20 protein-coding genes are annotated in these 22686 nt (G+C 67.2%); 8 read left to right on the forward strand and 12 right to left on the reverse strand.

Annotation, left to right across the window (positions count from 1 at the left end):
• Nucleotides 1-41 precede the first annotated feature (41 nt).
• The 3 genes from H4O11_RS10305 to H4O11_RS10315 are packed head-to-tail and all read left to right on the forward strand — an operon-like array spanning nt 42 to nt 2274.
• Nucleotides 42-959 (forward strand): bestrophin family protein, encoded by a 918-nt coding sequence (locus tag H4O11_RS10305; protein ID WP_182339328.1) that lies wholly within the window; start codon nt 42-44, stop codon nt 957-959.
• A gap of 26 nt (nt 960-985) precedes the next feature.
• Complete coding sequence (gene hemB, locus H4O11_RS10310; RefSeq protein WP_182339329.1) at nt 986-1975, forward strand: porphobilinogen synthase; 990 nt, start codon at nt 986-988, stop codon at nt 1973-1975.
• Nucleotides 1976-2007: 32 nt separating this feature from the next.
• Entirely contained in the window at nt 2008-2274 is a 267-nt protein-coding gene (locus H4O11_RS10315) for a gas vesicle protein GvpG (RefSeq protein WP_182339330.1), read from the forward strand.
• Here the strand turns inward: H4O11_RS10315 and H4O11_RS10320 are convergent.
• Nucleotides 2225-3178, reverse strand: coding sequence for a TolB family protein (locus tag H4O11_RS10320; protein ID WP_182339331.1), 954 nt, complete (start codon nt 3176-3178; stop codon nt 2225-2227). The genes H4O11_RS10315 and H4O11_RS10320 overlap by 50 nt on opposite strands.
• 67 nt (nt 3179-3245) lie before the next feature.
• Between H4O11_RS10320 and aroE the strand changes: the two genes are divergently transcribed.
• The 3 genes from aroE (at nt 3246) to dinG (ending at nt 6748) form a co-directional block, all read left to right on the forward strand.
• Nucleotides 3246-4091, forward strand: coding sequence for a shikimate dehydrogenase (gene aroE / locus H4O11_RS10325; protein ID WP_182339332.1), 846 nt, complete (start codon nt 3246-3248; stop codon nt 4089-4091).
• 2 nt (nt 4092-4093) lie between these two features.
• Complete coding sequence (locus H4O11_RS10330; protein WP_182339333.1) at nt 4094-4435, forward strand: hypothetical protein; 342 nt, start codon at nt 4094-4096, stop codon at nt 4433-4435.
• A gap of 210 nt (nt 4436-4645) precedes the next feature.
• The gene (gene dinG / locus H4O11_RS10335) at nt 4646-6748 is read left to right on the forward strand and encodes an ATP-dependent DNA helicase DinG (protein WP_182339334.1); all 2103 of its coding nucleotides are present in this window, start codon (nt 4646-4648) and stop codon (nt 6746-6748) included.
• A 77-nt stretch (nt 6749-6825) separates the two neighbouring features.
• Here dinG and H4O11_RS10340 read toward each other — a convergent pair whose 3' ends face one another.
• Nucleotides 6826-7443 carry a hypothetical protein gene (locus H4O11_RS10340; protein ID WP_182339335.1) on the reverse strand — a complete coding sequence of 206 codons (618 nt, stop codon included), beginning with the start codon at nt 7441-7443 and terminating at the stop codon, nt 6826-6828.
• A 253-nt stretch (nt 7444-7696) separates the two neighbouring features.
• Nucleotides 7697-9520, reverse strand: coding sequence for a dihydroxy-acid dehydratase (gene ilvD / locus H4O11_RS10345; protein WP_182339336.1), 1824 nt, complete (start codon nt 9518-9520; stop codon nt 7697-7699).
• A gap of 523 nt (nt 9521-10043) precedes the next feature.
• Between ilvD and H4O11_RS10350 the strand changes: the two genes are divergently transcribed.
• Together H4O11_RS10350 and H4O11_RS10355 are read left to right on the forward strand one after the other, a co-directional pair.
• Nucleotides 10044-10616: a DUF1190 domain-containing protein gene (locus H4O11_RS10350; RefSeq protein WP_182339337.1), complete on the forward strand. Its 573-nt coding sequence runs from the start codon at nt 10044-10046 to the stop codon at nt 10614-10616.
• 3 nt (nt 10617-10619) lie between these two features.
• The gene (locus H4O11_RS10355) at nt 10620-11798 is read left to right on the forward strand and encodes a glutathionylspermidine synthase family protein (RefSeq protein WP_182339338.1); all 1179 of its coding nucleotides are present in this window, start codon (nt 10620-10622) and stop codon (nt 11796-11798) included.
• 356 nt (nt 11799-12154) lie between these two features.
• Here the strand turns inward: H4O11_RS10355 and H4O11_RS10360 are convergent, their stop codons facing one another.
• The 9 genes from H4O11_RS10360 to H4O11_RS10400 all read right to left on the reverse strand — a co-directional run bounded on the left by H4O11_RS10360 (nt 12155) and on the right by H4O11_RS10400 (nt 22631).
• Nucleotides 12155-13453, reverse strand: coding sequence for a DUF58 domain-containing protein (locus H4O11_RS10360; RefSeq protein ID WP_182339339.1), 1299 nt, complete (start codon nt 13451-13453; stop codon nt 12155-12157).
• Nucleotides 13450-14457, reverse strand: a complete 1008-nt coding sequence (locus H4O11_RS10365; protein ID WP_182339340.1) for an AAA family ATPase — start codon at nt 14455-14457, stop codon at nt 13450-13452. Before H4O11_RS10365 ends, H4O11_RS10360 begins: the two co-directional genes overlap by 4 nt.
• Nucleotides 14454-15656 (reverse strand): DUF4350 domain-containing protein, encoded by a 1203-nt coding sequence (locus H4O11_RS10370; RefSeq protein ID WP_182339341.1) that lies wholly within the window; start codon nt 15654-15656, stop codon nt 14454-14456. Before H4O11_RS10370 ends, H4O11_RS10365 begins: the two co-directional genes overlap by 4 nt.
• Complete coding sequence (locus H4O11_RS10375) at nt 15653-17293, reverse strand: DUF4129 domain-containing protein (RefSeq protein WP_182339342.1); 1641 nt, start codon at nt 17291-17293, stop codon at nt 15653-15655. The genes H4O11_RS10370 and H4O11_RS10375 overlap by 4 nt, the downstream gene beginning before the upstream one ends.
• Nucleotides 17283-18281 carry a stage II sporulation protein M gene (locus tag H4O11_RS10380; protein WP_182339343.1) on the reverse strand — a complete coding sequence of 333 codons (999 nt, stop codon included), beginning with the start codon at nt 18279-18281 and terminating at the stop codon, nt 17283-17285. The genes H4O11_RS10375 and H4O11_RS10380 overlap by 11 nt, the downstream gene beginning before the upstream one ends.
• Complete coding sequence (locus tag H4O11_RS10385; RefSeq protein WP_246333417.1) at nt 18278-18970, reverse strand: RDD family protein; 693 nt, start codon at nt 18968-18970, stop codon at nt 18278-18280. The genes H4O11_RS10380 and H4O11_RS10385 overlap by 4 nt, the downstream gene beginning before the upstream one ends.
• Before the next feature lie 137 nt (nt 18971-19107).
• Nucleotides 19108-19641, reverse strand: coding sequence for a gamma carbonic anhydrase family protein (locus H4O11_RS10390; RefSeq protein ID WP_182339344.1), 534 nt, complete (start codon nt 19639-19641; stop codon nt 19108-19110).
• Nucleotides 19642-19735: 94 nt separating this feature from the next.
• Nucleotides 19736-21640, reverse strand: coding sequence for a tRNA uridine-5-carboxymethylaminomethyl(34) synthesis enzyme MnmG (gene mnmG / locus H4O11_RS10395; protein ID WP_182339345.1), 1905 nt, complete (start codon nt 21638-21640; stop codon nt 19736-19738).
• Between the two features lie 478 nt (nt 21641-22118).
• On the reverse strand, nt 22119-22631 hold the full coding sequence (locus H4O11_RS10400; protein WP_182339346.1) for a hypothetical protein: 513 nt from the start codon (nt 22629-22631) through the stop codon (nt 22119-22121).
• Nucleotides 22632-22686 lie beyond the last annotated feature (55 nt).

Below are 22686 nucleotides of genomic sequence, written 5' to 3' on the forward strand. Positions count from 1 at the left end.
TCGCGCCGGCATGACGGCGCCTGTTGCTCCCGACCCTCGCCATGATCATCCGCCCACGTCCCCACGGCTGGCAGCTCCTGTACATCCTGCGCGGTTCCATCGTCCCGGCGGTGGCACCCAAGGTACTGGCGATCCTGCTGCTGGCGATCGCGGTCGCCGCCATGGTCGAACTGGGCCGGCCGCCGGGCATTGAACGCCTTTCATCGGCCCCCTTCGCACTGCTTGGCCTGGTGCTGTCGATCTTCCTCAGCTTCCGCAACAACGCCTGCTATGACCGCTGGTGGGAAGGCCGCAAGCTGTGGGGCCAGTTGATCTTCGAACTGCGTTCGCTCGCGCGCCAGCTGCAGCCGCTGCTGGCCGACGATGTACCGCGTCGCCACCGTATCGCCCACCTCTGCATCGCCTACGCCCATGCGCTGGGCGCACGCCTGCGTGGGCGCGAGGAGGCAATGGCCGCCGTGGCATGGCTGGATGAAACGCAAAGCGCGTCGCTGGCCGAACGCCGCAACACGCTTGATGCGCTGCTGTCGATGATTGCCACCGAACTGGCGGTTCCCCTGCACGAAGGCCGCCTGTCGCCGATCCTCTACGCCCAGTTCGAACAGCGCCTGCATGCGCTGTCATCGATCCAGGCCGGCTGCGAGCGCATCCTGACCACGCCGCTGCCATTTGCCTACACCCTGCTGCTGCACCGCTGTGCCTGGATGTTCTGCGTATTGCTGCCGTTCGGCCTGGCCAGCACGATGGGCTGGGCGACACCGGTGCTGTCGGCGGTGCTGGCCTATGCCTTCTTCGGCCTGGACGAGCTGGGTGAAGAGATGGAAGAACCTTTCGGTACCGAGCCCAACGACCTGCCGCTGGACGCGATGGTGCGCACCATCGAGATCGACCAGCTGGACGCGCTGGGCCTGCAGCCGTTGCCCGAACCCCTGCTGCCGCGCGACTACCGCCTGCAGTGACCCGATATCCCGACGGAGCCCTTTCGATGACCCATCCCCTGTACCGTCCCCGCCGCATGCGCCGCGACGATTTTTCGCGCCGCTTGATGCGCGAGAACACGCTCACCGCCGACGACCTGATCTACCCGGTGTTCGTGCACGAACAGGCCGGACGCACGGCAGTCCCCTCGATGCCGGGCGTGCACCGGCTGTCCATCGAAGAACTGCTGAAGGTTGGCGAGGAGGCGATGGAACTGGGTATTCCGGTCATCGACATCTTCCCGGTGATCGACCCGTCGCAGAAATCGCTCGATGCGGCCGCAGCGTGGGACGACGAGGGCCTGGCGCAACGCGCGGTGCGTGCGCTGAAGCAGCGTTTCCCAGAGCTGGGGGTGATGACCGACGTGGCATTGGATCCGTACACCACCCATGGCCAGGACGGCATCATCGACGACAGCGGCTACGTGCTCAACGACATCACCGTGGAAGCACTGGTCAAGCAGTCGGTGTCGCACGCGCATGCCGGTGTGGACGTGGTATCGCCATCGGACATGATGGATGGACGCATCGGCGCGATCCGTCGTGGCCTGGACGAGGCGGGCTTCATCAATACCCGCATCATGGCGTACTCGGCGAAGTACGCTTCGGCGTTCTACGGCCCGTTCCGCGATGCCGTCGGCAGCGCCGCCAGCCTTGGCAAGGCCGACAAGAAGACCTACCAGATGGATCCGGCCAACGGCGACGAGGCCCTGCGGGAGATCGCACTGGACCTGGAAGAGGGCGCCGACATGGTGATGGTCAAGCCGGGCATGCCGTACCTGGACGTGGTACGGAGGGTGAAGGAGACCTTCGGCGTGCCGACCTTTGCCTACCAGGTCAGCGGCGAGTACGCGATGCTGAAGGCTGCGGTGGCCAATGGCTGGCTGGACGAACGGGCCTGCGTGCTGGAATCGCTGATGTGCTTCAAGCGGGCTGGCGCCGACGGCGTGCTGACCTATTTCGCGCCGCAGGTGGCGCGCTGGCTGCGTGACCGCTGACAATAGCGGCTTCGATATCGGGAGAAGGGACGATGGAGATCCTGGGCTTCGGCCACTGGATGATCTGGGTCACCGGCGTGGTGGTGTTCGGCGCGCTGATCGTGTGGTTGGCGCTGGCTGCGTTCCGCGCCAGCCGGCGTCCGCCGGAGCAACCCTCGGCTGCGGCGCGGGTTGCCCGCGAGCTGCAGCTGCCTGAGACCGTGCAGGCGGAACTGGCCGCGCTGAGCCGGCGCAAGGAACAGGGTCGGATCAGCGAGGTGGAATACGAGCAGGAGCGCGCGAAGCTGCTGGCGCGTTGACGGGGCCCGCTGGCTCCTGCCTGGCCACAGTCCCTGGCCTGCACCCCGGCGCTGCCGCCAGGCGCGGTGCACGCAACCGGTAGACATCGCTTCCGCCTGCCCGTGGCGCACGCGCGCTGCTGCTGGCCACCAGCAGTTCGCCGGGCTTGGCGTTGTCGACCACCGGCGCCGATGTGTTGCCTTCGGCCACGTTGAACGACAACGTAAGCGGCTGCAGCGACGTGCCGGTCCACGCGCAGTCGCTGACCCACACCTGCGCCTGGTCCCCGGTGGCACGGCTGAATACCACGGCGCCGTCATTGCCCAACCAGTCCGCGTCGGTCTCGTCGGCAGCGCTGTTGAGTGCCTGCAAGGCGACCGCCGGACCTCGGCGACCGTTGTCCAGCGGTGCGACATACAGGTCGAATCCACGGCTGCTGCCGTCCTTGCGCGCGAACAGCAACTGCCTGCCATCAGCGCTCAGCGCCGGCCCACGTTCCACCGCACCGGGTCCGTCCGCACGCCATGGCTCGGGCTGGCCGAAACTCCCGTCGGCGGCGATGGCCGCCCGGAACAGGGCCAGCCGCCCTTCGCGATCAGACGCGAACAGCAGCCAGTGCCCGTCGCGGCTCATATACGGATCCAGCTCATCGCCAGCGCTGTTGAACGGCGGTTGCAGGGGCTCGGGCTGCTGCCAGCGTCCATCGTGCAGCGTGGCCTGCCACAGGTCCCAGCCACCTGCGCCACCTGGCCGGTCGCTGGCGAAGACGATGCGCTGTCCATCCGGACTGATGCTGGCGCGGCCCTCGCCGGCCTTGCTGGACACCACGCCCATGCCTTCGATGCCATATTCGTTCAACGCCCCCGCGACGGGGACGCAGAGTAAACTGGCGGCAAGCACCAGCAGGGGCAGGGCAGATCGCATCGTCCGGGTCCATGCAGTACGGAGGCGTCCAGTGTAGGCCGCCTCCTTTGAATATTCCGAGGATTCCATGACCGATCGCTACGCTGTCTTTGGCCACCCCGTCGTCCATTCCAAGTCGCCGGATATCCACGCCGCGTTCGGTCGCCAGGAAAACATCCCGGTGGACTACCGGGCCATCGATGCCACGCCGGACACCTTCCTGGCGGCATTGGAAGCCTTCGTGGCCGAAGGTGGCGTGGGCGCCAACATCACCCTGCCGCACAAGGAAGCGGCGTATGCGCTATGCACCACGCGCACCGCGCGTGCCACGCGTGCCGGCTCGGTCAACACGCTGTTGCGCAAGGGCGACCGCTGGCACGGCGACACCACCGACGGTGCCGGCCTGGTACGCGACCTGACCGACCGCCATGGGCTGGACCTGCGCGGCCGTCGCGTGCTGCTGCTGGGTGCCGGCGGTTCGGCGCGCAGCGTGGCGCCGTCGCTGCTGGATGCAGGCATCATGGAACTGGTGGTGGTCAACCGTACGCCGGAACGTGCCGACGCCCTCATCGATGCGATGGGCGAACCGGGCCGCGCGCTCAGCCGTTACTGGGAAGACCTGCGTGACCTCGGCGATTTCGAACTGATCATCAACGCCACCTCCGCCGGTCGCGATCGCGATGCGACGTTCAAGCTGCCGATGTCGCTGGTCAACAGCATGACCACGGCGGTGGACCTCAACTACGGCGACGCCGCCATCGCATTCCTGGCATGGGCACGTGCCGCGGAGTGCCGCAACACGGTGGACGGACTGGGCATGCTGGTGGAGCAGGCCGCCGAGAGCTTCCTGCAGTGGCATGAGGTGCGCCCGCAGACTGGCGACGTGTATGCGCGCCTGCGCAGCCAGGTCGGCACGCTGAGCGGCGAGGACTGAGCATGCAGGCCAGTGACCTGCTGATGACGATGCTTGGCCTGTTGGGGGTCCGCCTGCCGGTGCTGATCGCGTTGACCATCGGCGTGGTATGGGTATTGGGCGTGCCACGCGGCGCGGTGCGCACCGGCGCGCTGGCTGGCCTGCTGCTGCTGGCCGCGACCAGCATCGTCGGTTTGTTGATGTCCCTGCTGCCGTTGTGGCTGGTCAGTGCTGGCCAGTACGATTCCATTTCGCGTATGACTGCCCTGTTCGGCATCGTCCACTTCGCGCTGGCGCTGCTGGAAGCGTTTGGCCTGGTGCTGGTGGTGTGGGCGTTGACGCGCGCGCTGCGCCAGGGACGCTAGACGCCCTTGTCCTGGCGGCGGCCAGAAGTGGCCGGTGCGTCATGCGGGCGACCGCCGCGACTGCCTTGGGCCGTCACGCGCTGTTGCGCCAATGCAGGGACCGGCCCGGTGCCTGCTGACAGGTTCAGCGTGCCTTGCCCGATCGGAGCCAGGTCGGGCGGGCACGGCGTGCGACAATACGCAGCCTGATCCCGTGATGAAGAACCCGGTGTGACCGAACCCGTCGCCGCCCCGCGCAAGCTCGATGACGCCTTGAAGGATGCGATCCGCAAGGCCTACACCGCGCTGCAGGCCAATACCCCCGGCTTCGCCACCCGCCGTTCGCAGAGCCAGATGATCGGCGTGGTATCGCGTGCATTGGCGCACAGTGGTGGCGTGGGCGTGGTGGAGGCACCGACCGGCGTTGGCAAGAGCCTTGGGTATCTCACCGCCGGGGTACCGATCGCCATCGCCAGCAAGAAGAAGCTGGTGATCAGCACCGGCACCGTGGCGTTGCAGTCGCAGCTGGTGGAGCGCGACATTCCCAACTTCCTCAAGGCCACCGGCCTGGAAGCCACCGTGGCGCTGGCCAAGGGCCGCACCCGCTACCTGTGCACGCGCAACGCCGCCGAAGCCCAGGGCGAGGTCGCGCAGGGCGGCATGTTCGAAGACGAGCAGCCACTCTACGACCGGCCACTGGCGCCGATCGAAATGGATATCGCCGCACGCCTGACCGTGGCATTCACCAGCGGCAGTTGGGACGGCGACATCGACAATGCGCCGGAAACCATCAGCCCGGGGTTGCGCGGCCGCATCACCACGCCCGCGTCGGGCTGTGCTGGCCGACGTTGTGCCTACTCGGCACAGTGCGCCGTGCTGCGTTCCCGCAACACCGTGCGCGACGCGCAGATCGTGGTCACCAACCACGCGCTGCTGTTGTCGGCACTGTCGATCGGCGAGAGTGACAACGGCCAGCCGCTGATCGCCGCGCCGTCGGAGATGCTGCTGGTGCTGGACGAAGGCCATCATGTCGGCAACGTAGCGATCGACCAGGGTGCGGCCAGCCTGGCGTTGGACGACATGGCCAAGCGCGTCGGGCGGCTGCAGATCCTGGTCGCTGCGGCCTACCGCGCGGTGGACAAGGACCGGCTGGGCAACCTGCTGCCGAACGAAGCCATCGACGTGGCCAGCAACGTGGCCAAGCAACTGCGCGCGTTCCGCGACCACGTGGAGGCGGTGTGGATGCCGGCGCCGGCCGACGAAGAGCCGATGTGGCGTGCAGCCAACGGGCGCCTGCCCGAGGCATGGCGCGAGCCGATCGAAGCATTGGCCGACGACACCCGCAGCCTGTACAACTGGGCGCACGCGGCCAACACCCAGGTCGCCAAGGGCAAGCCGGACGATCCCGCACGCGAGCGCCTGCAGCGCAACCTCGGCATGGCGCTGGAGATGATCGAAGCGCAGTACAACCTGTGGCAGGCATGGCGCCGCGAGGACAAGGACGGCGCACCGCCGATGGCGCGCTGGGTCACCGCCACCCGCGATGGCGACCTGGTGCTGCACGGATCGCCGGTATCGGCTGCGCACGTGCTGCGCAAGCTGCTGTGGGATGAAGTGGATTCGGTGGTGATGACCTCGGCGACGCTGACCGGCGGCGGTGATTTCCAGTCGCTGGCGATCGACAACGGAATTCCCGAGGAGGCGGAGATGGTTTCGCTGTCCTCGCCGTTCGACTTGCCCAACCAGGCCGAACTGATCGTGCCGCCCTTCCCGGTGACACCGGATGATCGCGAGGGCCATCCACGCGAGGTGGCGCGTTACCTGGGCAAGGAACTGGACTGGAAGAAGGGCTCGATGGTGCTGTTCACCTCGCGCTGGAAGATGGAGAAAGTGGCCGGACTGATGCCGGCCGCCAAGCGCAAGCAGGTGCTGGTGCAGGGCGAGATGTCCAAGACCCGGCTGATCGACGAACACCTGCGTCGTGTAGCCGCCGGTGAAGGGTCGGTGCTGTTCGGCCTGAACTCGTTCGGCGAGGGCCTGGACCTGCCCGGTGAAGCGTGCACCACGGTGGTGATCACCCAGGTACCGTTCGCGGTGCCGACCGATCCGCAGACGGCCACGCTGAGCGAATGGTTCGAGGCGCGTGGCTTGAACGCATTCAACCTGATCGCCGTGCCGCACGCGCTGCGCACGCTGACCCAGTTTGCTGGCCGATTGATCCGCACCTCCACCGACACCGGCCGCGTGATCATCCTCGACTCGCGCCTGCTCACCCGCCGCTATGGCAAACGCATCATCGATGCATTGCCCCCCTTCAAGCGCACCATCGGCTGAATCCGGTAGTGACGGGCCATGCCCGTCACATCGCCGGCGCAACCGATGCATTGGCCGCGGCACATGCCGGTTGCGGCTTAATCCCCTCCGTCTCCTTTTCCGGGATAGCGGCAAGCCTGGCTGCCATAGGCATGCAGGTAGTCCTTGTCGAAGCAGCGGGCGAAGGCTTCCAGGATGTCCAGGTTCGCTGGCCAGCTGATCGCGATCTCGTTGCCGTCTGGACCGGTGATGTTGAATTTTCCATCTTTCACCTCGATGCCCGATGGTGGTGGCGTGGCCGCGAGCACAGCGTGTGCCTCGTCCAAGCCTGCGCGATCTCCCTGCAGGAATGCGATGCTTCCTTCCACATAAGCGTTCCAGCCGGTTGCGTCGCCTTCTTCCTGCAGGGACTGTCGCATCAATGCAATGGCTGCGGTCGATTGACCGACATTCGCGCGCATCTGGGCCTCGTGCCAGGTGAGCAGGTTGCGCCCTGCGGGCTGGTTGACCCGCCGATAATCAGCGATCAATTCGGCAGCGGCCAGGTGGCAACCCTCTTGTTCGCCCAAGGGACGCCAGCCTCCCTGCATGTCCTGGTCGAAGGCTTCAACCGGCAGTGCGAGGAGCGCCTCGCGGTCCACGCTGCAGTCCGGTGCCGCATCTGGAACGGGATGCGTGGCGCTCAGTACCGCGGCAAACACGAGCGTGATGAACATCTGCAACCTCCATGTCGTTGAGTACCGTTGGAGCGTACAACAACAAAAAGGGGACGGAGGGGATTAAGTCGTTTTCGGCTCGCTCCATTGAGGTGAACCGAAAACGACTTAATCCCCTCCGTCCCCTTTTTCTCAAGCGCACCATCGGCTGAATCCGGTAGTGACGGGCCATGCCCGTCACATCGCCGGCGCAACCGATGCATTGGCCGCGGCACATGCCGATTGCGGCTTAATCCCCTCCGTCCCCTTTTTCTCAGATGCTGCGGACGGCGCCCTTGTCGGCGCTGGTGGCGAGCAGGGCGTAGGCCTTCAGCGCGCTGGTGACCTTGCGGGGGCGGGGTGCGCGCGGGATCCAGCCACGTGCGTCGGCGTTGGCACGACGCGCTGCCAGCGTGGCGTCGTCCACCAGCAGGTCGATGCGACGGGTGGGGATGTCGATACGGATCCGGTCGCCGTCTTCCACCAGCCCGATCGCACCGCCGCTGGCCGCTTCCGGCGATACATGGCCGATCGACAGGCCGGAGGTGCCGCCAGAGAAGCGGCCATCGGTGAGCAGCGCGCATTGCTTGCCCAGGCCTTTCGATTTCAGGTAGCTGGTCGGGTACAGCATCTCCTGCATGCCCGGCCCACCCTTCGGGCCTTCGTAGCGGATCACCACCACTTCGCCGGCCTGTACTTCATCGGCCAGGATGCCAGCCACCGCCGCGTCTTGGCTTTCATACACGCGCGCAGGGCCCTCGAACACATGGATGGACTCGTCCACGCCAGCTGTCTTGACCACGCAGCCGTCTACCGCCAGGTTGCCGCGCAGCACCGCCAGCCCACCGTCCTGTGAATACGCATGCTGCAGCGAACGGATACAGCCTTCGGCGCGGTCCAGGTCCAGCGTTGGCCAGCGCGTCGCCTGGCTGAAAGCGACCTGGGTGGGGATGCCGGCCGGGCCCGCAGCGAAGAACTCATGCACCTTCGGGTCGGCGTTCACCGTCGCGTCCCAACGCTGCAGCGCGTCGGCAAGGGTCGTGCTGTGTACCGTGGGCACCGAAACATCCAACAGCCCGGCGCGGTCCAGCTCGCCCAGGATGCCGAACACTCCACCGGCGCGGTGCACGTCCTCGACGTGGTACTTCGGCGTATTCGGCGCCACCTTGCACAGCTGCGGCACGCGCCGCGACAACGCATCGATGTGGGTAAGGTCGAAGTCCACGCCCCCCTCCTGCGCTGCGGCAAGCAGGTGCAGGATGGTATTGGTCGAACCGCCCATGGCGATGTCCAGCGTCATCGCATTGGAGAACGCGGCGGCCGTGGCGATGCCACGCGGCAGTGCACGCGGGTCCTCGCCGCCATACCAGCGATGGCACAGTTCGACGATCAGGCGACCGGCACGGCGGAACAGCTGTTCGCGGTCGGCATGGGTGGCCAGCGTGGTGCCATTGCCCGGCAGCGAAAGCCCCAGCGCTTCGGTCAGGCAGTTCATCGAATTGGCGGTGAACATCCCCGAGCACGAGCCGCACGTCGGGCATGCGCTGCGTTCGAACTCGGCGACCTTCTCGTCCGATGCAGTGTCGTCGGCCGCGATCACCATCGCATCGACCAGGTCCAGCTTGTGTTCGGCCAGGCGCGTCTTGCCCGCTTCCATCGGCCCGCCGGAAACGAATATCACCGGGATGTCCAGGCGCAGCGCGGCCATCAGCATGCCCGGGGTGATCTTGTCGCAGTTGGAAATGCACACCAGCGCATCGGCGCAGTGCGCGTTGACCATGTACTCCACCGAGTCGGCGATGATCTCGCGGCTGGGCAGCGAATACAGCATGCCGTCGTGGCCCATGGCGATGCCATCGTCCACGGCGATGGTATTGAACTCCTTGGCCACGCCTCCGGCCTGCTCGATCTCGCGCGCGACCAGCTGCCCCAGGTCCTTCAGGTGCACGTGGCCGGGTACGAACTGGGTGAACGAGTTGGCGATGGCGATGATCGGCTTGTGGAAATCGCCATCGGTCATGCCGGTGGCACGCCACAGGGCGCGGGCACCGGCCATGTTGCGACCGGCGGTGGAGGTGCGGGAACGATACTCAGGCATGGGCTGGCAGGAACGGGCGGGCCGTACGACGTGGGTGTCAGGCGATGATGCCGCAACATCTCGGTTGCTGCTGCAACCACCCTGTCCCCGCGCCACCACGGTAGAGCGGGTCCATGACCCGCTGCTCTTGTTGCCAGCGTCGCGCGAATGGCAGCGGGGCATGGCCCCGCTCTACCCATCGCGAACCACCCGCGCTTTGGGGCGGGGGCGCAGCAGCAACCGAGATGTCTGCGCATTCCACCAAGGGGGCTCCCCACCGGATGGCGGATCGCGCTGCCACGGTAGAGCGGGTCCATGACCCGCTGCTCTTGTTGCCAGCGTCGCGCGAACGGCAGCGGGGCATGGCCCCGCTCTACCCATCGCGATCGGTATCCGCCGCCTCGCTCCGGTAGCTGATCCATGACCCGCCGAGGCCGGCGGCGACGCAAATGAAAGTTTCGTTCATGTTCGCCGCTTTGCCGACTTTGGTTGCAGCCGCCAATGCGGCATCATTGGGTGGTTGATCCGCATGAGGCATGAGGCCATGAAACGTTCCCGCACCACCGCGCTGCTGTTGATGAGCGCTGCACCGCTGCTGTTCACCGCCTGCCAGAAGGAGGAACAGGTGCAGGTGCAGGAAGGGCTGTACACCTCGGTGCAGGCCTGTACAGAAGCCACGGGCGATCCGTCGTCATGCCGCAACGCGTTTGCCGCCGCCCAGCAGCAGGCCGCCGACGCTGCGCCGAAGTACGCCGACAAGGCAGCCTGCGAGGCTGACTACAAGCCCGAACAATGCGTGGAGCAGCGCACTTCGGCCGGCACTTCGTTCGTGGGCCCGATGATGATGGGCTTCTTCATGTCGCAGATGATGAACAGCGGACGCGCTGGCCTGGCCCAGCGGCCGCCGGCTGCCAGCCCTGCCTACCAGGACAAGAACGCCGGTTGGGCGCGTTCGGCCCCGGGTGGCAGCGGCGGCATGAACACCGCCAGCGGCATCGGTGCCGGCAAGGCCGGCCTGGCCCCGGTCACCAGCGAGCCGAACCGCGCCACGACTGCCAGCCGCGCCGGCTTCGGCAGCACTTCTGCGCGCCGCAGCAGCAACAGTTTCGGCGGCTGACCGATGCAGCGAGTACGCATCACCGAACGCGCCCGGTGGCGGGCGCGGGCGGAGGAAGCCGGTTTCCGCTTCCATACCATCGACGGGCAGCCGTATTGGGATGAGACGGCGTACTACGCTTTCACCCTGCGGCAGATCGAACAGGACATCGAAGACCCCAGCGCCGAGCTTCACCAGATGGCGCTGGCGCTGATGGATGAGGTAGTGGACTCGGAGGCGCTGATGCAGCGCCTGGCCATTCCGTCGCATTACCGCGACTGGATCGCCGAGAGCTGGCGGCAGCGCCAGCCGCACCTGTACGGTCGCCTCGACCTGGCCTACGACGGCAGTGGTCCGGCCAAACTGTATGAATTGAACTACGACACCCCGACGTCGTTGTTCGAGGCCAGTTTTTTCCAGTGGCAGTGGCTGGAAGAGCAGCGCAACGCAGGCAGGCTGCCGGCGCATGCCGACCAGTTCAACGCCATCCATGAGGCGTTGGTCGACCGTTTTGGCGAGCTTGCCTCGCGCCTGCCGCCGCCGCTGTACTTCAGTGCGGTGGGCAGTTCGCAGGAAGACGTGGGAACGGTCGAATACCTGCGCGACTGTGCGGCACAGGCCAACCTGCATGGGCAGGGCATTGCCATCGAAGACATCGGCCTGTCCGAAGACGGTCGCTTCACCGCGCTGGACGATACGGTGATCGGCACGCTGTTCAAGCTGTATCCGCTGGAAGACCTGATGGCCGAGGAATTCGGTCGCGCGCTGCCGGCTTCGGGCGTGCAGCTGCTGGAGCCGGCATGGAAGGCGGTGTTGAGCAACAAGGGCATCCTGCCGTTGTTGTGGGAGCGTCATCGTGGCCATCCGAACCTGCTGGAATCGCACTTCGACGAGGGCGGCGCGCTGGGCGCCGGCTGGGTACGCAAGCCGCTGTTTTCGCGCGAAGGCGCCAACATCGAAATGCACCTGGCCGATGGCAGCACGCAGCGCAGCGAAGGACCGTACGATGGCCCGTCGATCATCCAGCAGGCACATCCGTTGACGCGCTTCGAAGGCGGCTATCCGCTGATCGGCAGTTGGGTGGTTGGCGATCACGCCTGTGGCATCGGCATCCGCGAGGATGACAGCGCGATCACCCGTGACAGCGCACGTTTCGTGCCGCACGCGATCATCGACGAAGCACCGACGCAGATCTACGTGTAGGCGTGCAGCAGGCCTGACTCCGGTAGTGACAGGCCATGCCCGTCAACGGCGCCAGGCGCCGTCGCGCATGTCGCCTGCACGGTGAGGCATCCAACGGCAGCGGGGCATGGCCCCGCTCTACCCGGTAATGACGGGCCGTGCCCGTCAAGGATGCAAGGTGCCGCGCGCATGTCGCCTGCACGGGAGGGCATCCAACGGCAGCGGGGCATGGCCCCGCTCTACCCGGTAATGACGGGCCGTGCCCGTCAACGGCGCCAGGCGCCGTCGCGCATGTCGCCTGCACGGGGAGGCATCCAACGGCAGCGGGGCATGGCCCCGCTCTACCCGGTAGTGACGGGCCATGCCCGTCAACCCGGTTACAACAATCCGTCGCGCTTCACCGACAGGTAACGCTCCACCAGGGCGCCGGGCAGTGCATCGGCGGTGACGTCCAGCACCATCACGCGATGGCTGCGCAGCGCATCGTGTGCCTGCGCGCGCTGCTGCAGGTACAGTGCCGCGGCGCCGGCCTGTGCCGCATCGGTGTCGTCCTGCACCGGGCGCTCCAGCGCCTGGTCCAATACCTGCTCGCGCAGGCTGGCCACGCACACCAGGTGCCGGCGTTGCAGCAGCTTCACCGCCGCCAGCAGGTCTTCGATATCCTCGTCGCGCACGTTGGTCACCAGCATCACCAGTGCGCGGCGACGCTGCAGGGCCGCCAGTTCGGTGGCCGCGGCCAGGTAGTCGGTGGCCACGGCCTGTGGCTGCAGGTCGTAGCTGGCACGCAGCAGCTCGTCGATGGTGGCCATGCCGCGCCCGGGTGCTACCCAGCGGTGGTCGCCTCCGGTGGCGTGCAGGCCGACGCCATCACCCTGGCGCAGCGCCAGGTAGGACACCACCAACGCAGCGTTCAACACCTGGTCGAAATGGGAAAGGCCGCCATCGCTGGCCATCATCCGCCGGCCGGTGTCGAGCATCAGCAGCATCTGCTGGTTCTTCTCGTCCTGGTATTCGCGCGATACCAGACGTCGTGCACGCGAGGTCGCCTTCCAGTCGATCTGGCGCAGGCTGTCACCGATGCGGTACTCGCGCATCTGGTGGAAGTCGGTACCCTCGCCGCGCCGGCGCTTCAGGTGCGCACCGACCATCCGCGAGGCCTGTTCGGCACTGAACAATGCAAAGCGCGTCAGCGGCACGAAGTTGGGGAACACGCGTACGTCCAGCGCGGGCGGCACGCTGCGTTGCTGGCGCCACAGCCGCCAGGGCGAGAACAGCCGAAGCTGCACACCGTCCAGGCGGAAGCGCCCGCGTTGCGGCGGCTGCACGGCGTACTCCAGCGTGGTGGCGTAGCCCGCGCGCAGGCGCACGCGGCGCGGCAGGCCGTCGACATGCCATGCGCCGGGCACCAGGTCGAACACTTCCAGCCGCAGTGCGCGCTTGGATTGCAGGCTCAGCTGCACGTCGCGACGCACATCCAGCGCCAGTGCTTCGGGCATGCGCCGCTGCGCCGTGGGCGATGGCAAGCGCCGCAGGCGGAACAGGTCCAGCAACGCCACCAGCACGATCAACCCGAGGGCGAGCTGCCAGCTCCAGCGCGGCAGCCAGCCGGCCAGCACCGCGCCACCGATCACGGCCCATGCCAGCAACAGCCACAGCAGCGGCAGGGCAGGCCTCATCGGCGCGGCGCTTCCACCTTGGCCAGCAGCGCACCGAGCACGTCATCCGGTCCCTGGCCTTCGATCTGCAGCTCTGGCGCCAGTGCGATCCGGTGGCGCAATGCAGGTCGGGCGATGTCACGCACGTCATCCGGAGTGACGAAATCGCGGCCGGCCAGCAACGCCTGCGCACGGGCTGCGCGCACCAGCGCGATGCTGCCGCGTGGCCCCGCACCCAGCGCGATGCCGGGCCAGGTGCGCGTGGCGGCGACGATACGTACCGCGTAATCGATGACTTCGGCATCCACGGTGATCGCGGCGGTGGCCTGCTGCAGCGCGACCACCTCGCCGGCATTGAGCACGCGCGGCACCCGTTGCAGGTCGAAGTCGCTGGCGCTGCGGCCGGTGGTCACCGCATCGACCATGCGCCTTTCATCGTCCAATGCGGGATAGTCGATGATGATCTTCAGCAGGAAGCGGTCCAGCTGTGCTTCCGGCAGTGGATAGGTGCCTTCCTGCTCCACCGGGTTCTGCGTGGCCAGGGCCATGAACGGTGGTGCCAGCGCGAACGACTTGCCTTCGATGGTCACCTGGCCTTCCTGCATTACTTCCAGCAGGGCCGACTGGGTCTTGGCCGGCGCGCGGTTGATCTCGTCCGCCAGCAGCAGGTGGGTGAACACCGGCCCACGGCGGATCTTGAAGCTCTCGCTCTTCGGGTCGTACACAGCGTGGCCGCTGACATCGCTGGGCATCAGGTCCGGGGTGAACTGCACCCTCCCATGGTCCAGTTCCAGCGCCTGCGCCAGCGCGCGTACCAGCAGCGTCTTGCCCAGTCCGGGCACGCCTTCGATCAGCACATGCCCACCAGCAAGCAGTGCCACCAGGATCTGGTCGAGCACCTCGGCCTGGCCGATGAAGGCCTGGCCGACGGCTTCGCGGATGGTATCCACGCGCTGGACCAGGCTGGCGGTGTCCGGTGAGGCACCGCCCAGTGGCGGCGGGGTCGGGGTTTCCAGTTCAGTCATAGCAGGCTTCTCATCTGGAGCAACAGGGCGATCCGCTCCTTCAGGGCGGCGGAATCATTGGCGGGCGGGGTGGCCAGTGCGGTTTGCACGCGTCCGGGCGGCCACTGCAGCAGGTCGGCGATGGCCTGTTCCTGCGCGGCGCCTTCCAGCGCAGCAGCGGTGGGTGCACGTGCCTGCAGCCGGCGCAGGAACAAGGCGCGCATGGCAGCGTGCAGGCGTGGACCCTGGCGTTGGCGCAGCAGCAATTCACCGCTGGCGCGCACGTGCTCCAGCAATGAACGGCGCTCGGCCGGCGAAGAGGGCAGTACGCTGCCGAAGCGCTGCGAACGCGCCCACAACCCTCCCAGCAGCGCCAACAGCAGCGGCACCCACAGCGGCCAGCCTTCGAAGATGATGCGTGCCCACAGTGAAGGCGGTCGGCTGGCATACACCAGCCACACCGTGCCCTTGCCGTAATTCGGTTGCAGCAGGTAGCGGGTCAGGTCGCGATGCGCGCGGTCATGCAGGCCATCGCGTGGTTCGGCCACGTCCCGTTTCGGGCGCAGCGCGCGCGGCAGGAAGGTATGGGATTCCGGCTGGCCCTTCATGAACTCCATGTCGGCCAGCACGTCCACCACGCCCTGGCCATGATGCAGGCGTGCGAACACCAGCCCCTCCTCGCCGCCCCACTCACGCTGCACCTGTTCGTAGGCGGCGTCGTCCAGGTCGAAACGGCGGCCACCGCAGAACTCCACGTGGCTGGGATCGTCCTCGACGTGGAACCGTTGGCACGCAGTGGGGAATCCGCGGCTGTCAACGCCCAGCCGCTGCAGCAGCAGCGGTTCGGGCTCATCATCATCCTCGCCTTTCACTGGCGGTGGCGTACGCAGCAGCAGGTGGCCTCCGCGCGCGGTCCACGCCAGCAGCGCGTCCACCTGTGCAGGCGGCAACTCGCCGCTGTCCTGCAGCAGCACCAGCGTATCGCCCGGTGCGGGTGCCATCGCGGCCATGTCCAGGCGTGCGCGCGATCGTGCCTGCAGGCCATCGGCATGCAGCGCCAGGCCCAGCACGTACAGTGGGTTGTAGCTGGCCTCGCCTTGTGGCGGCAGCACCTCGCGCTGGGTGACCCGCTCATGCGTGCGAAGGAACACCACCACCAGCGGCACCGCAACCAGCAGCGCCAGCCCGGCCAGCAACGACCACAGCACGCGCGGCTTCATGCCGGCCACCGGTACTGGGCCTGCAGGGCATCGGCCAGCTGTTCGAATGCCTCGCGGTGCGGCAACCGGTTTGCATAAGCGGCGTACTGCCACATGCGCACGACGTCGGCGAACAAGCTGCGGTCGCGCGCGTCGGGCATGCGGCGCGATACGCGCAGCACCTGTGCTTCGGTCGCACCCGGTGGCAGCACCACGCCACTGCGTTCCACCACGGTCTGCACGCTGGCACGGTAGAGCAGGGCAAGCGCCTGGCGCGGCATGCCGCGCGCCCACAGGTCGCGCGCACGGGTGGCGACGTCGGGCGGCACCACCTCGGGCAGGACAATGGCGTCTTCGCTGGCCTCGCGCTGGGTAGCGGCGGCACGGCGTCCGGAGCCGCGCAACCAGGGCAGCCAGCGCCTGGCAGTGACCAGCAGCACCAGCAGCAGCCCACCCAGCAACAACCACAGGCCCCATTCGGCCACCAGCGCCAACAGGCTGGCGACGCGCTTGGCCAGCTCCGTCGGGGGCTGCTTCTCCCTTTCACGCTGCAGCCGCTCGCGCTCCTTGCGCCTGGCTTCTTCCGCATCGCGCGGTTGCCATGTGGTGACCTCGCGGGTGGGACGCTGCAACGGATCTTCGTAGGCACGCTGCACTGCCTGGCGGAAGCCTGCGGTGTCCACCTCCTCGTCGCCGAAGATGCCCGCCGGCGTGTCATCGGGATCGATCCGGTCGTCTTCGTCTTCGCCGGCGTCGCCATCGGCAGTATCACCCGCAGCGGGGACATCGTCCTGGGCCGCCGCTTCAACAGCGTCCTGCGCTGCCTCCTGTGCATGCGCCGTCGGCGGCCATGCCGGCAGCGCGACCGCCAGCAGCAGCACCACCATCGGTGCCGCACGCTGCAACCGCTCGCGCAGGCGCCGGAAGCTGATCTCCACGTCCCAGGCCTCCATCTGCGTGCGCCGGTTCACATACAGCCCGAAGCCGGCACCGATGTGGAACGGACCGATGACGCAGGCAGCCAACCACCACAGCAGGTTCCAGCCCAGCTTGGCCCAGGCGGGGGTGTCCTGGTCGATCAGCTCCCATGCCGCACGCCAGGAGTCGGACATCAGTTCCACTGGCACGAACAGGAATACGGCTGCCACGCTACCGGCCACCAGTACGATTTCGAAGCCCAGGCAGACCAGCGTGAGCAGCATCGACGGGCCCGCCGTCGCGGCCAGCACCGCGCGCCGTCGCTGCGCGCGCTGTGCCGCATCGGCGCCTTCCAGCAGGTTCACCGGCAGGCATACATTGCGCAGCAGGCTGAAGCGCCGCCATCCCAGGTAGCCCCAGAAGCCGGCCACGCCCCAGTGTCGCTGTGCACGCAGTGCCTGCCACGCCCCCACCGGTTCGCCGAACACGTCGCGCGACAGCACGTACAGCACCACGCGTTCGAACAGCGGCTTGCACCACCATAGCAACAGCCATGCCCATCCGAACGCATCGCCATGCCACCACGCCAGTGCGTTGGCCAGCAGGAACAACGGCGCGCTGGCCAGCAGCCACGCGCCCCATGCTGCACGTGCCTGGTGGCGCGCCAACGCGGTGCCCAGCTCCATCGCCTCCCAGCTGCTGCGGCTGCGCAGCACCACGTTCAACTGGTCAATGCGCACGCGTGCCTCCGCGCCCACCACGCCACAGCCACGCCAGCACCAGTGTCCACAGCACGGCCGCCACGCTGTACTTGCCCCAGGCCGGGACCGAGGCGATGGACGACCAGAAGGCTTCGATGAACGCCGCTACCAGCAGCATCGCGGCGATGCCCAGGCACAGCTGCGCGCCGATGCGCCCGCCTTCCCTCAGTGCGTCTACGCGCCGCTGGCGCCCCGGCGCTACCAGGCGCATGCCCAGCTGCAGTCCGGCGCCGCCGGCGATCACGATCGCCGTCAGCTCGAAGGCACCGTGGCCGACCACGAAGCGCCAGAACGGATCACCATGGCCCACATGCTGCAGGTGGCCGGCCGCCGCGCCGATGGTGATGCCGTTGAACAGCAGCACCAGTACCGTCCCGACGCCGGCCAGCAATCCACTGGCAAAGGTGCGCAGGCCGATGCTGATGTTGTTCATGATGTAGTAGCCGAACATCATCCAGTCGCTGCCGCTGTCGCGGCCCAGGTTCGGAGCCGACGGATCGTACATGCGTTCCATCTGCGCCAGGCGTGCGTTGTCCATCAGCAGGTGGATCAGCCCAGGATGCAGCTGCACCAGCACGAAGCTGGCGACCAGCGGCAGCGCGAACAAGGCCAGCGACACCCACATCACGCCGGCCTGGTCACGCACCTGCTGCGGGAAATCGGCGAGCAGGAATTCCAACACGCGGCGCCAGCGGAACGCCGGCGTGCGGTACAGCAGGGTGTGGCCGCGTTGCATCAGGTGCTGCAGGCGCGCCACCAGTTGCGGGCTGTAACCGCGCTGGCGGGCCAGGGCCAGCTGTTGGCACAGGCGCCGGTAACGTTGCGGGAACTCGGCATCGGCCGGCAGCGCAGGATCTGGTGCCAGGCGCGCACGTCGGCGTCGCCCCAGGTGCGCGCGCTGTTCCAGCCAGCCTTCCAGCGCCTGCCATTCCTGCTGGTACCGGGCGACGAACTGTTCCTGCTTCATCGCCGCCCCAGCAGCCAGTTGGCCATCGCGTACAGACGCAGCACGCCGACCTGTCCGCTGGCTTCGGTCAACGGTGCGGCAATGCCGGCCAGTTCCTGCTGGCGCCCGGGCGACAGGCGTGGGCCGCGCTCGGCGAAGGCGATCACTGCGGATTGTTCCAGCGGCGTCAGCGGCACCGGTGGCGGCAGCACGCTGTCCATGGTGGTTGCCGGAATCTCGGTGCGGGCTTCGGCGTGCACCACCAGGGTGCCGGCGACCAGGTCGCCCAGGCGCCGTCCATGCGGATCGAACAGGCTGCTCAGCAGCCCCAGCGCATAGCCGAACGGCAGCATGTCCACGGTGCGCAGCAGGTTGCGGGTAACCGAAGCACTCCATCCGATCGGCGACCCATCGCGCGCGATGACCCGCAGCGCCATCGCGCGCTTTCCCGGCGTCTGTCCCCACACGGCTTCCAGCACGATGGTGTAGGCCCAGTTGAGCAGGAACATCACCGCTAGGTAGATGCCGCGGCCGAACTCATCCAGCAGGGCCAGCGGAATGGACAGCAATGCCAGCAGCATGAAGCGCAGGCCGAAATCGATCAACCAGGCCAGCGCGCGCGGGATCGGCCCGGCGGCACGCAGCTGCAGTGGCACGCCCTCCGGCGTGATCACTTCGCGGTAGGTATCCAGCATCGGCGTTGCGGTCATCGGCGCCGGGTTCCTCGCCGGCAGGTGGCCACGTGCATAAGGGTCTCGACGTCATCCTGGTCGGGACCCGACTTTAGCAGAGCACGCTGCCGGGCATGGCCCGGCGATACCGTCGGGACGGCGTGCCCGGCTGGGCGTCATGCGCCCAGGTATTCGTCCTTCAGGCGCACGTAATGGTCGGCCGAGTAATGCAGCGCCTCGATTTCCGCCTCTTTCAACAGCCGGGCCGGCCGGGCCGGGTTGCCCAGCCACAGTTCGCCCTCGCCCACCACCTTGCCCGGGCCCACCACCGCACCGGCACCGACGAAGCCGTGCTTCTCCACCCGTGCGCCGTCCAGGATGCAGGCGCCCATGCCGATCAGGCTGTAATCGCCGATGGTGCAGGCATGCAGGATGCAGCCATGGCCGACAGTCACGCCCTCGCCGACCAGGGTCGGGTAGCCGGCCTTGTTGAAGGGGCTGTGGTGGCTGACGTGGATGATGGTGCCGTCCTGCACGTTGCTGCGCGCACCGATGCGGATGAAGTTGACGTCACCGCGGATGATCGTGCCCGGCCACACCGATACATCGTCGCCGAGTTCAACGTCACCGATGATCGTGCAGGCGGGATCCACGTAGGCGCGCGCGCCGAGCACCGGCATCTTGTCGCGGAAAGGGCGCAGGGGGGACATATCAATCTCCGGGGTAGCGCCGAGCCATGCCCGGCGAACGAAGTGGGACGGTGGCATCCGCCGGGCATGGCCAGGCGCTGCCGTGTTCGTTGGGTCACGCGACGCGGCTGCGGCGCGCGCGTTCCAGGTGCACCAGCAGCAGCGAAATCGCGGCCGGCGTCATGCCCGGGATGCGCTGTGCCTGGCCGATGGTCTGCGGGCGCACGCGTTCCAGCTTCTGCAGCACTTCGGCCGACAGCCCGCGCACGCTGGCGTACTCGAAACCATCGCTGATCGGCGTGGCTTCATGCCGCTGCTGGCGCTCGATCTCTTCGCGCTGGCGGTCCAGGTAACCGGCGTACTTGACGCCGATCTCGACCTGCTCGGCGACCTTCGCGTCGTCCACGGCCGGGCCCAGCGACGGCACCTGCATCAACTGGGCGTAATCCAGTTCCGGTCGCTTGATCAGGTCCAGCACGTTGGTTTCGCGGCTTACCGCCACGCCCAGTACCTGCTCCACCTCGCGGCCCAGGGCGTTGCCCGGCGTCGCCCACAGCGCGCGCAGGCGCGTGGTTTCGGCCGCCACCGCCGCCTGCTTGGCTTCGAACGCGGCCCAGCGACGGTCATCCACCAGGCCCATCGCGCGACCGGCCGGCGTCAAGCGCTGGTCGGCGTTGTCCTCGCGCAGCTGCAGCCGGTATTCGGCACGGCTGGTGAACATGCGGTACGGCTCGGTGGTGCCGTGGGTGATCAGGTCGTCCACCAGCACGCCCAGGTATGCCTCGTCGCGGCGCGGGCACCAGCCGGCTTCACCGCGGACCTGGCGGGCGGCGTTGAGCCCGGCCAGCAGGCCCTGCGCGGCGGCTTCTTCATAGCCGGTGGTACCGTTGATCTGGCCGGCGAAGAACAGCCCCTGCACCGTCTTGGTTTCCAGCGATGCCTTCAGCCCGCGCGGGTCGAAGTAGTCGTATTCGATGGCGTAGCCCGGGCGGGTGATGTGGGCGTTGCCGAAGCCGCGGATGCTGCGCACCATCGTCAGCTGCACATCGAACGGCAAGGAGGTGGAAATGCCGTTGGGGTAGATCTCCACGATGCCCAGGCCTTCGGGTTCCACGAAGATCTGGTGGCTGTCCTTCTCGGCGAAGCGCACCACCTTGTCCTCGATGGAAGGGCAGTAGCGCGGGCCGATGCCTTCGATCTGCCCGCTGTACAGGGGCGAGCGGTGCAGGGCATCGCGGATGATCTGGTGGGTATGTTCGCTGGTGTGGGTGATCCAGCAGCTGACCTGTTCGGGATGCTCGTCCACCGAACCGAGGAACGACATCACCGGACGAGGCGAATCACCGGGCTGCTCGACCATCACGCTGTAGTCCAGCGAGCGGCCATCGATGCGTGGCGGGGTGCCCGTCTTCAGGCGGTCTACCTGGAATGGACGTTCACGCAGGCGCGCGGCCAACGTGGTCGCTGGCGGATCGCCCATGCGGCCGGCGGCGTATTGGGTGGGGCCGACGTGGATCTTCCCGGCCAGGAAGGTACCGGCGGTCAGCACCACCGCTTCGGCATCGAAGCGCAGGCCGGTCTGGGTGATCACGCCGCGCACGCGGTCGCCTTCGACGGTGCCGTTGTCGATCACCAGATCGTCCACTGCCGCCTGGAACACGGTCAGGTTCGGCTGCGCCTCGACGATGGCGCGGATGGCCATGCGGTAGAGATTGCGGTCGGCCTGGCAGCGGGTGGCGCGCACGGCCGGTCCCTTGGACGCGTTCAAGGTGCGCCACTGGATGCCGGCGCGGTCGGCGGCATGGGCCATCGCGCCGCCCAGGGCGTCGATCTCCTTGACCAGGTGACCCTTGCCGATGCCACCGATGGCCGGGTTGCAGCTCATCGCGCCCACGGTTTCGATGTTGTGGGTCAGCAGCAGGGTCCGCGCACCGCTGCGCGCCGACGCCAGCGCGGCTTCGGTGCCGGCGTGGCCGCCGCCGATGACGATGACGTCGTAACGATGGAAGGAGTCGGTCATGAGGGGCTCGAAGCGGCAGGCTGGCGATTTTAGCGCCAATCGGGTGCCGGGGGACTGGCTGGGGCCGGATCCCTTTGCTGCGAAAAGGCATCCGATCAAAAAAAACCTAAAGTTGGCACGTTATGTGCAGATAACCCAATAGCACCCAGCGTGATCGGCGCCGATGGCGCTATGGACCGGAATTGGAACAGGGGCTGGTCCAGATGCACGAGGGGGAAGCGAGGGGCCGGCCAGTCGGGGGACTGTCCGGCCCTGTTTTTCTGGCCCCAAGGCTCTTGAACAACAAGGCCCCGCTTGCGCGGGGCCTTGTCTTTTTAGGTGCCGACATCCGACAGGGCCGGAACAGGGGGGATCCAGATGTTCCTATCGGATATCGACATGGTCGATGTGACCGGCTGCGTCGTCTTTGTCACTTTTGGACGTGGCGGGTCACTGCAGGCCTAGCTTGAACTTTCCGCGAGGAAGGATCAAGCGTCTTTCAACGCTCAACCTTTCGTTCTGTGCCACGGTTCATGTTTCGCCATGGCGAACCGCCATTGGAACGCGGTGTTGACTGACGCGGCGGCTGCGCGGGACGTGCTTGCTGCTGGCGTTGCGGTGCAGGACGACTCACGTTGGGCTGGCGTGGCCGCGTATTGGAATCCATGTTCCGCCACGGCGAGCCACCGTTGTTGCCCGGTGGACGGGTAGGCGGGCGCGGACGATCCGGCGGCCGATGATTGCCATTGCCTGGCGGACGATGGCCATGATGCGGTGGGCGATAGTTCGGATATGAGCGATATATCGGGTAGCCATAGCCGTAGTTGCCGTAGCCGTAGTAGCCACTGCCATAACCATACGGATAGCCGCCGGGATATCCCGCCGGGTAGCGGTACTGGGTAGACGGCGCACCGTGGTAGTAGCCGTCGCTGCCACCGCCGACATAGTCGTACGTGGCGCAGCCGGACAGCGCCAACAACAGGCCTCCGGCAATGATCAGGCGCATCTTCATGGTGCGGTACCCCCCAGGGTTCAGGACTTCAGCATCGACTGTGGGCATTGAATCG

The sequence above is a fragment of the Stenotrophomonas tumulicola genome, from assembly GCF_014117215.1.
GTDB classification, from domain to species: domain Bacteria; phylum Pseudomonadota; class Gammaproteobacteria; order Xanthomonadales; family Xanthomonadaceae; genus Stenotrophomonas; species Stenotrophomonas tumulicola.

Bases quoted from the DNA above. Each gene is read 5' to 3' on its own strand.
- H4O11_RS10390 (WP_182339344.1), bottom strand. From the start codon at position 19,641: ATGTCCCCCCTGCGCCCTTTCCGCGACAAGATGCCGGTGCTCGGCGCG.
- H4O11_RS10305 (WP_182339328.1), top strand. From the start codon at position 42: ATGATCATCCGCCCACGTCCCCACGGCTGGCAGCTCCTGTACATCCTG.
- H4O11_RS10360 (WP_182339339.1), bottom strand. From the start codon at position 13,453: ATGAGGCCTGCCCTGCCGCTGCTGTGGCTGTTGCTGGCATGGGCCGTG.
- H4O11_RS10320 (WP_182339331.1), bottom strand. From the start codon at position 3,178: ATGCGATCTGCCCTGCCCCTGCTGGTGCTTGCCGCCAGTTTACTCTGC.
- H4O11_RS10315 (WP_182339330.1), top strand. From the start codon at position 2,008: ATGGAGATCCTGGGCTTCGGCCACTGGATGATCTGGGTCACCGGCGTG.
- H4O11_RS10355 (WP_182339338.1), top strand. From the start codon at position 10,620: ATGCAGCGAGTACGCATCACCGAACGCGCCCGGTGGCGGGCGCGGGCG.
- H4O11_RS10385 (WP_246333417.1), bottom strand. From the start codon at position 18,970: ATGACCGCAACGCCGATGCTGGATACCTACCGCGAAGTGATCACGCCG.
- H4O11_RS10350 (WP_182339337.1), top strand. From the start codon at position 10,044: ATGAAACGTTCCCGCACCACCGCGCTGCTGTTGATGAGCGCTGCACCG.
- H4O11_RS10370 (WP_182339341.1), bottom strand. From the start codon at position 15,656: ATGAAGCCGCGCGTGCTGTGGTCGTTGCTGGCCGGGCTGGCGCTGCTG.
- H4O11_RS10330 (WP_182339333.1), top strand. From the start codon at position 4,094: ATGCAGGCCAGTGACCTGCTGATGACGATGCTTGGCCTGTTGGGGGTC.
- H4O11_RS10380 (WP_182339343.1), bottom strand. From the start codon at position 18,281: ATGAAGCAGGAACAGTTCGTCGCCCGGTACCAGCAGGAATGGCAGGCG.
- mnmG (WP_182339345.1), bottom strand. From the start codon at position 21,640: ATGACCGACTCCTTCCATCGTTACGACGTCATCGTCATCGGCGGCGGC.
- ilvD (WP_182339336.1), bottom strand. From the start codon at position 9,520: ATGCCTGAGTATCGTTCCCGCACCTCCACCGCCGGTCGCAACATGGCC.
- H4O11_RS10365 (WP_182339340.1), bottom strand. From the start codon at position 14,457: ATGACTGAACTGGAAACCCCGACCCCGCCGCCACTGGGCGGTGCCTCA.
- H4O11_RS10400 (WP_182339346.1), bottom strand. From the start codon at position 22,631: ATGAAGATGCGCCTGATCATTGCCGGAGGCCTGTTGTTGGCGCTGTCC.
- aroE (WP_182339332.1), top strand. From the start codon at position 3,246: ATGACCGATCGCTACGCTGTCTTTGGCCACCCCGTCGTCCATTCCAAG.
- H4O11_RS10340 (WP_182339335.1), bottom strand. From the start codon at position 7,443: ATGTTCATCACGCTCGTGTTTGCCGCGGTACTGAGCGCCACGCATCCC.
- hemB (WP_182339329.1), top strand. From the start codon at position 986: ATGACCCATCCCCTGTACCGTCCCCGCCGCATGCGCCGCGACGATTTT.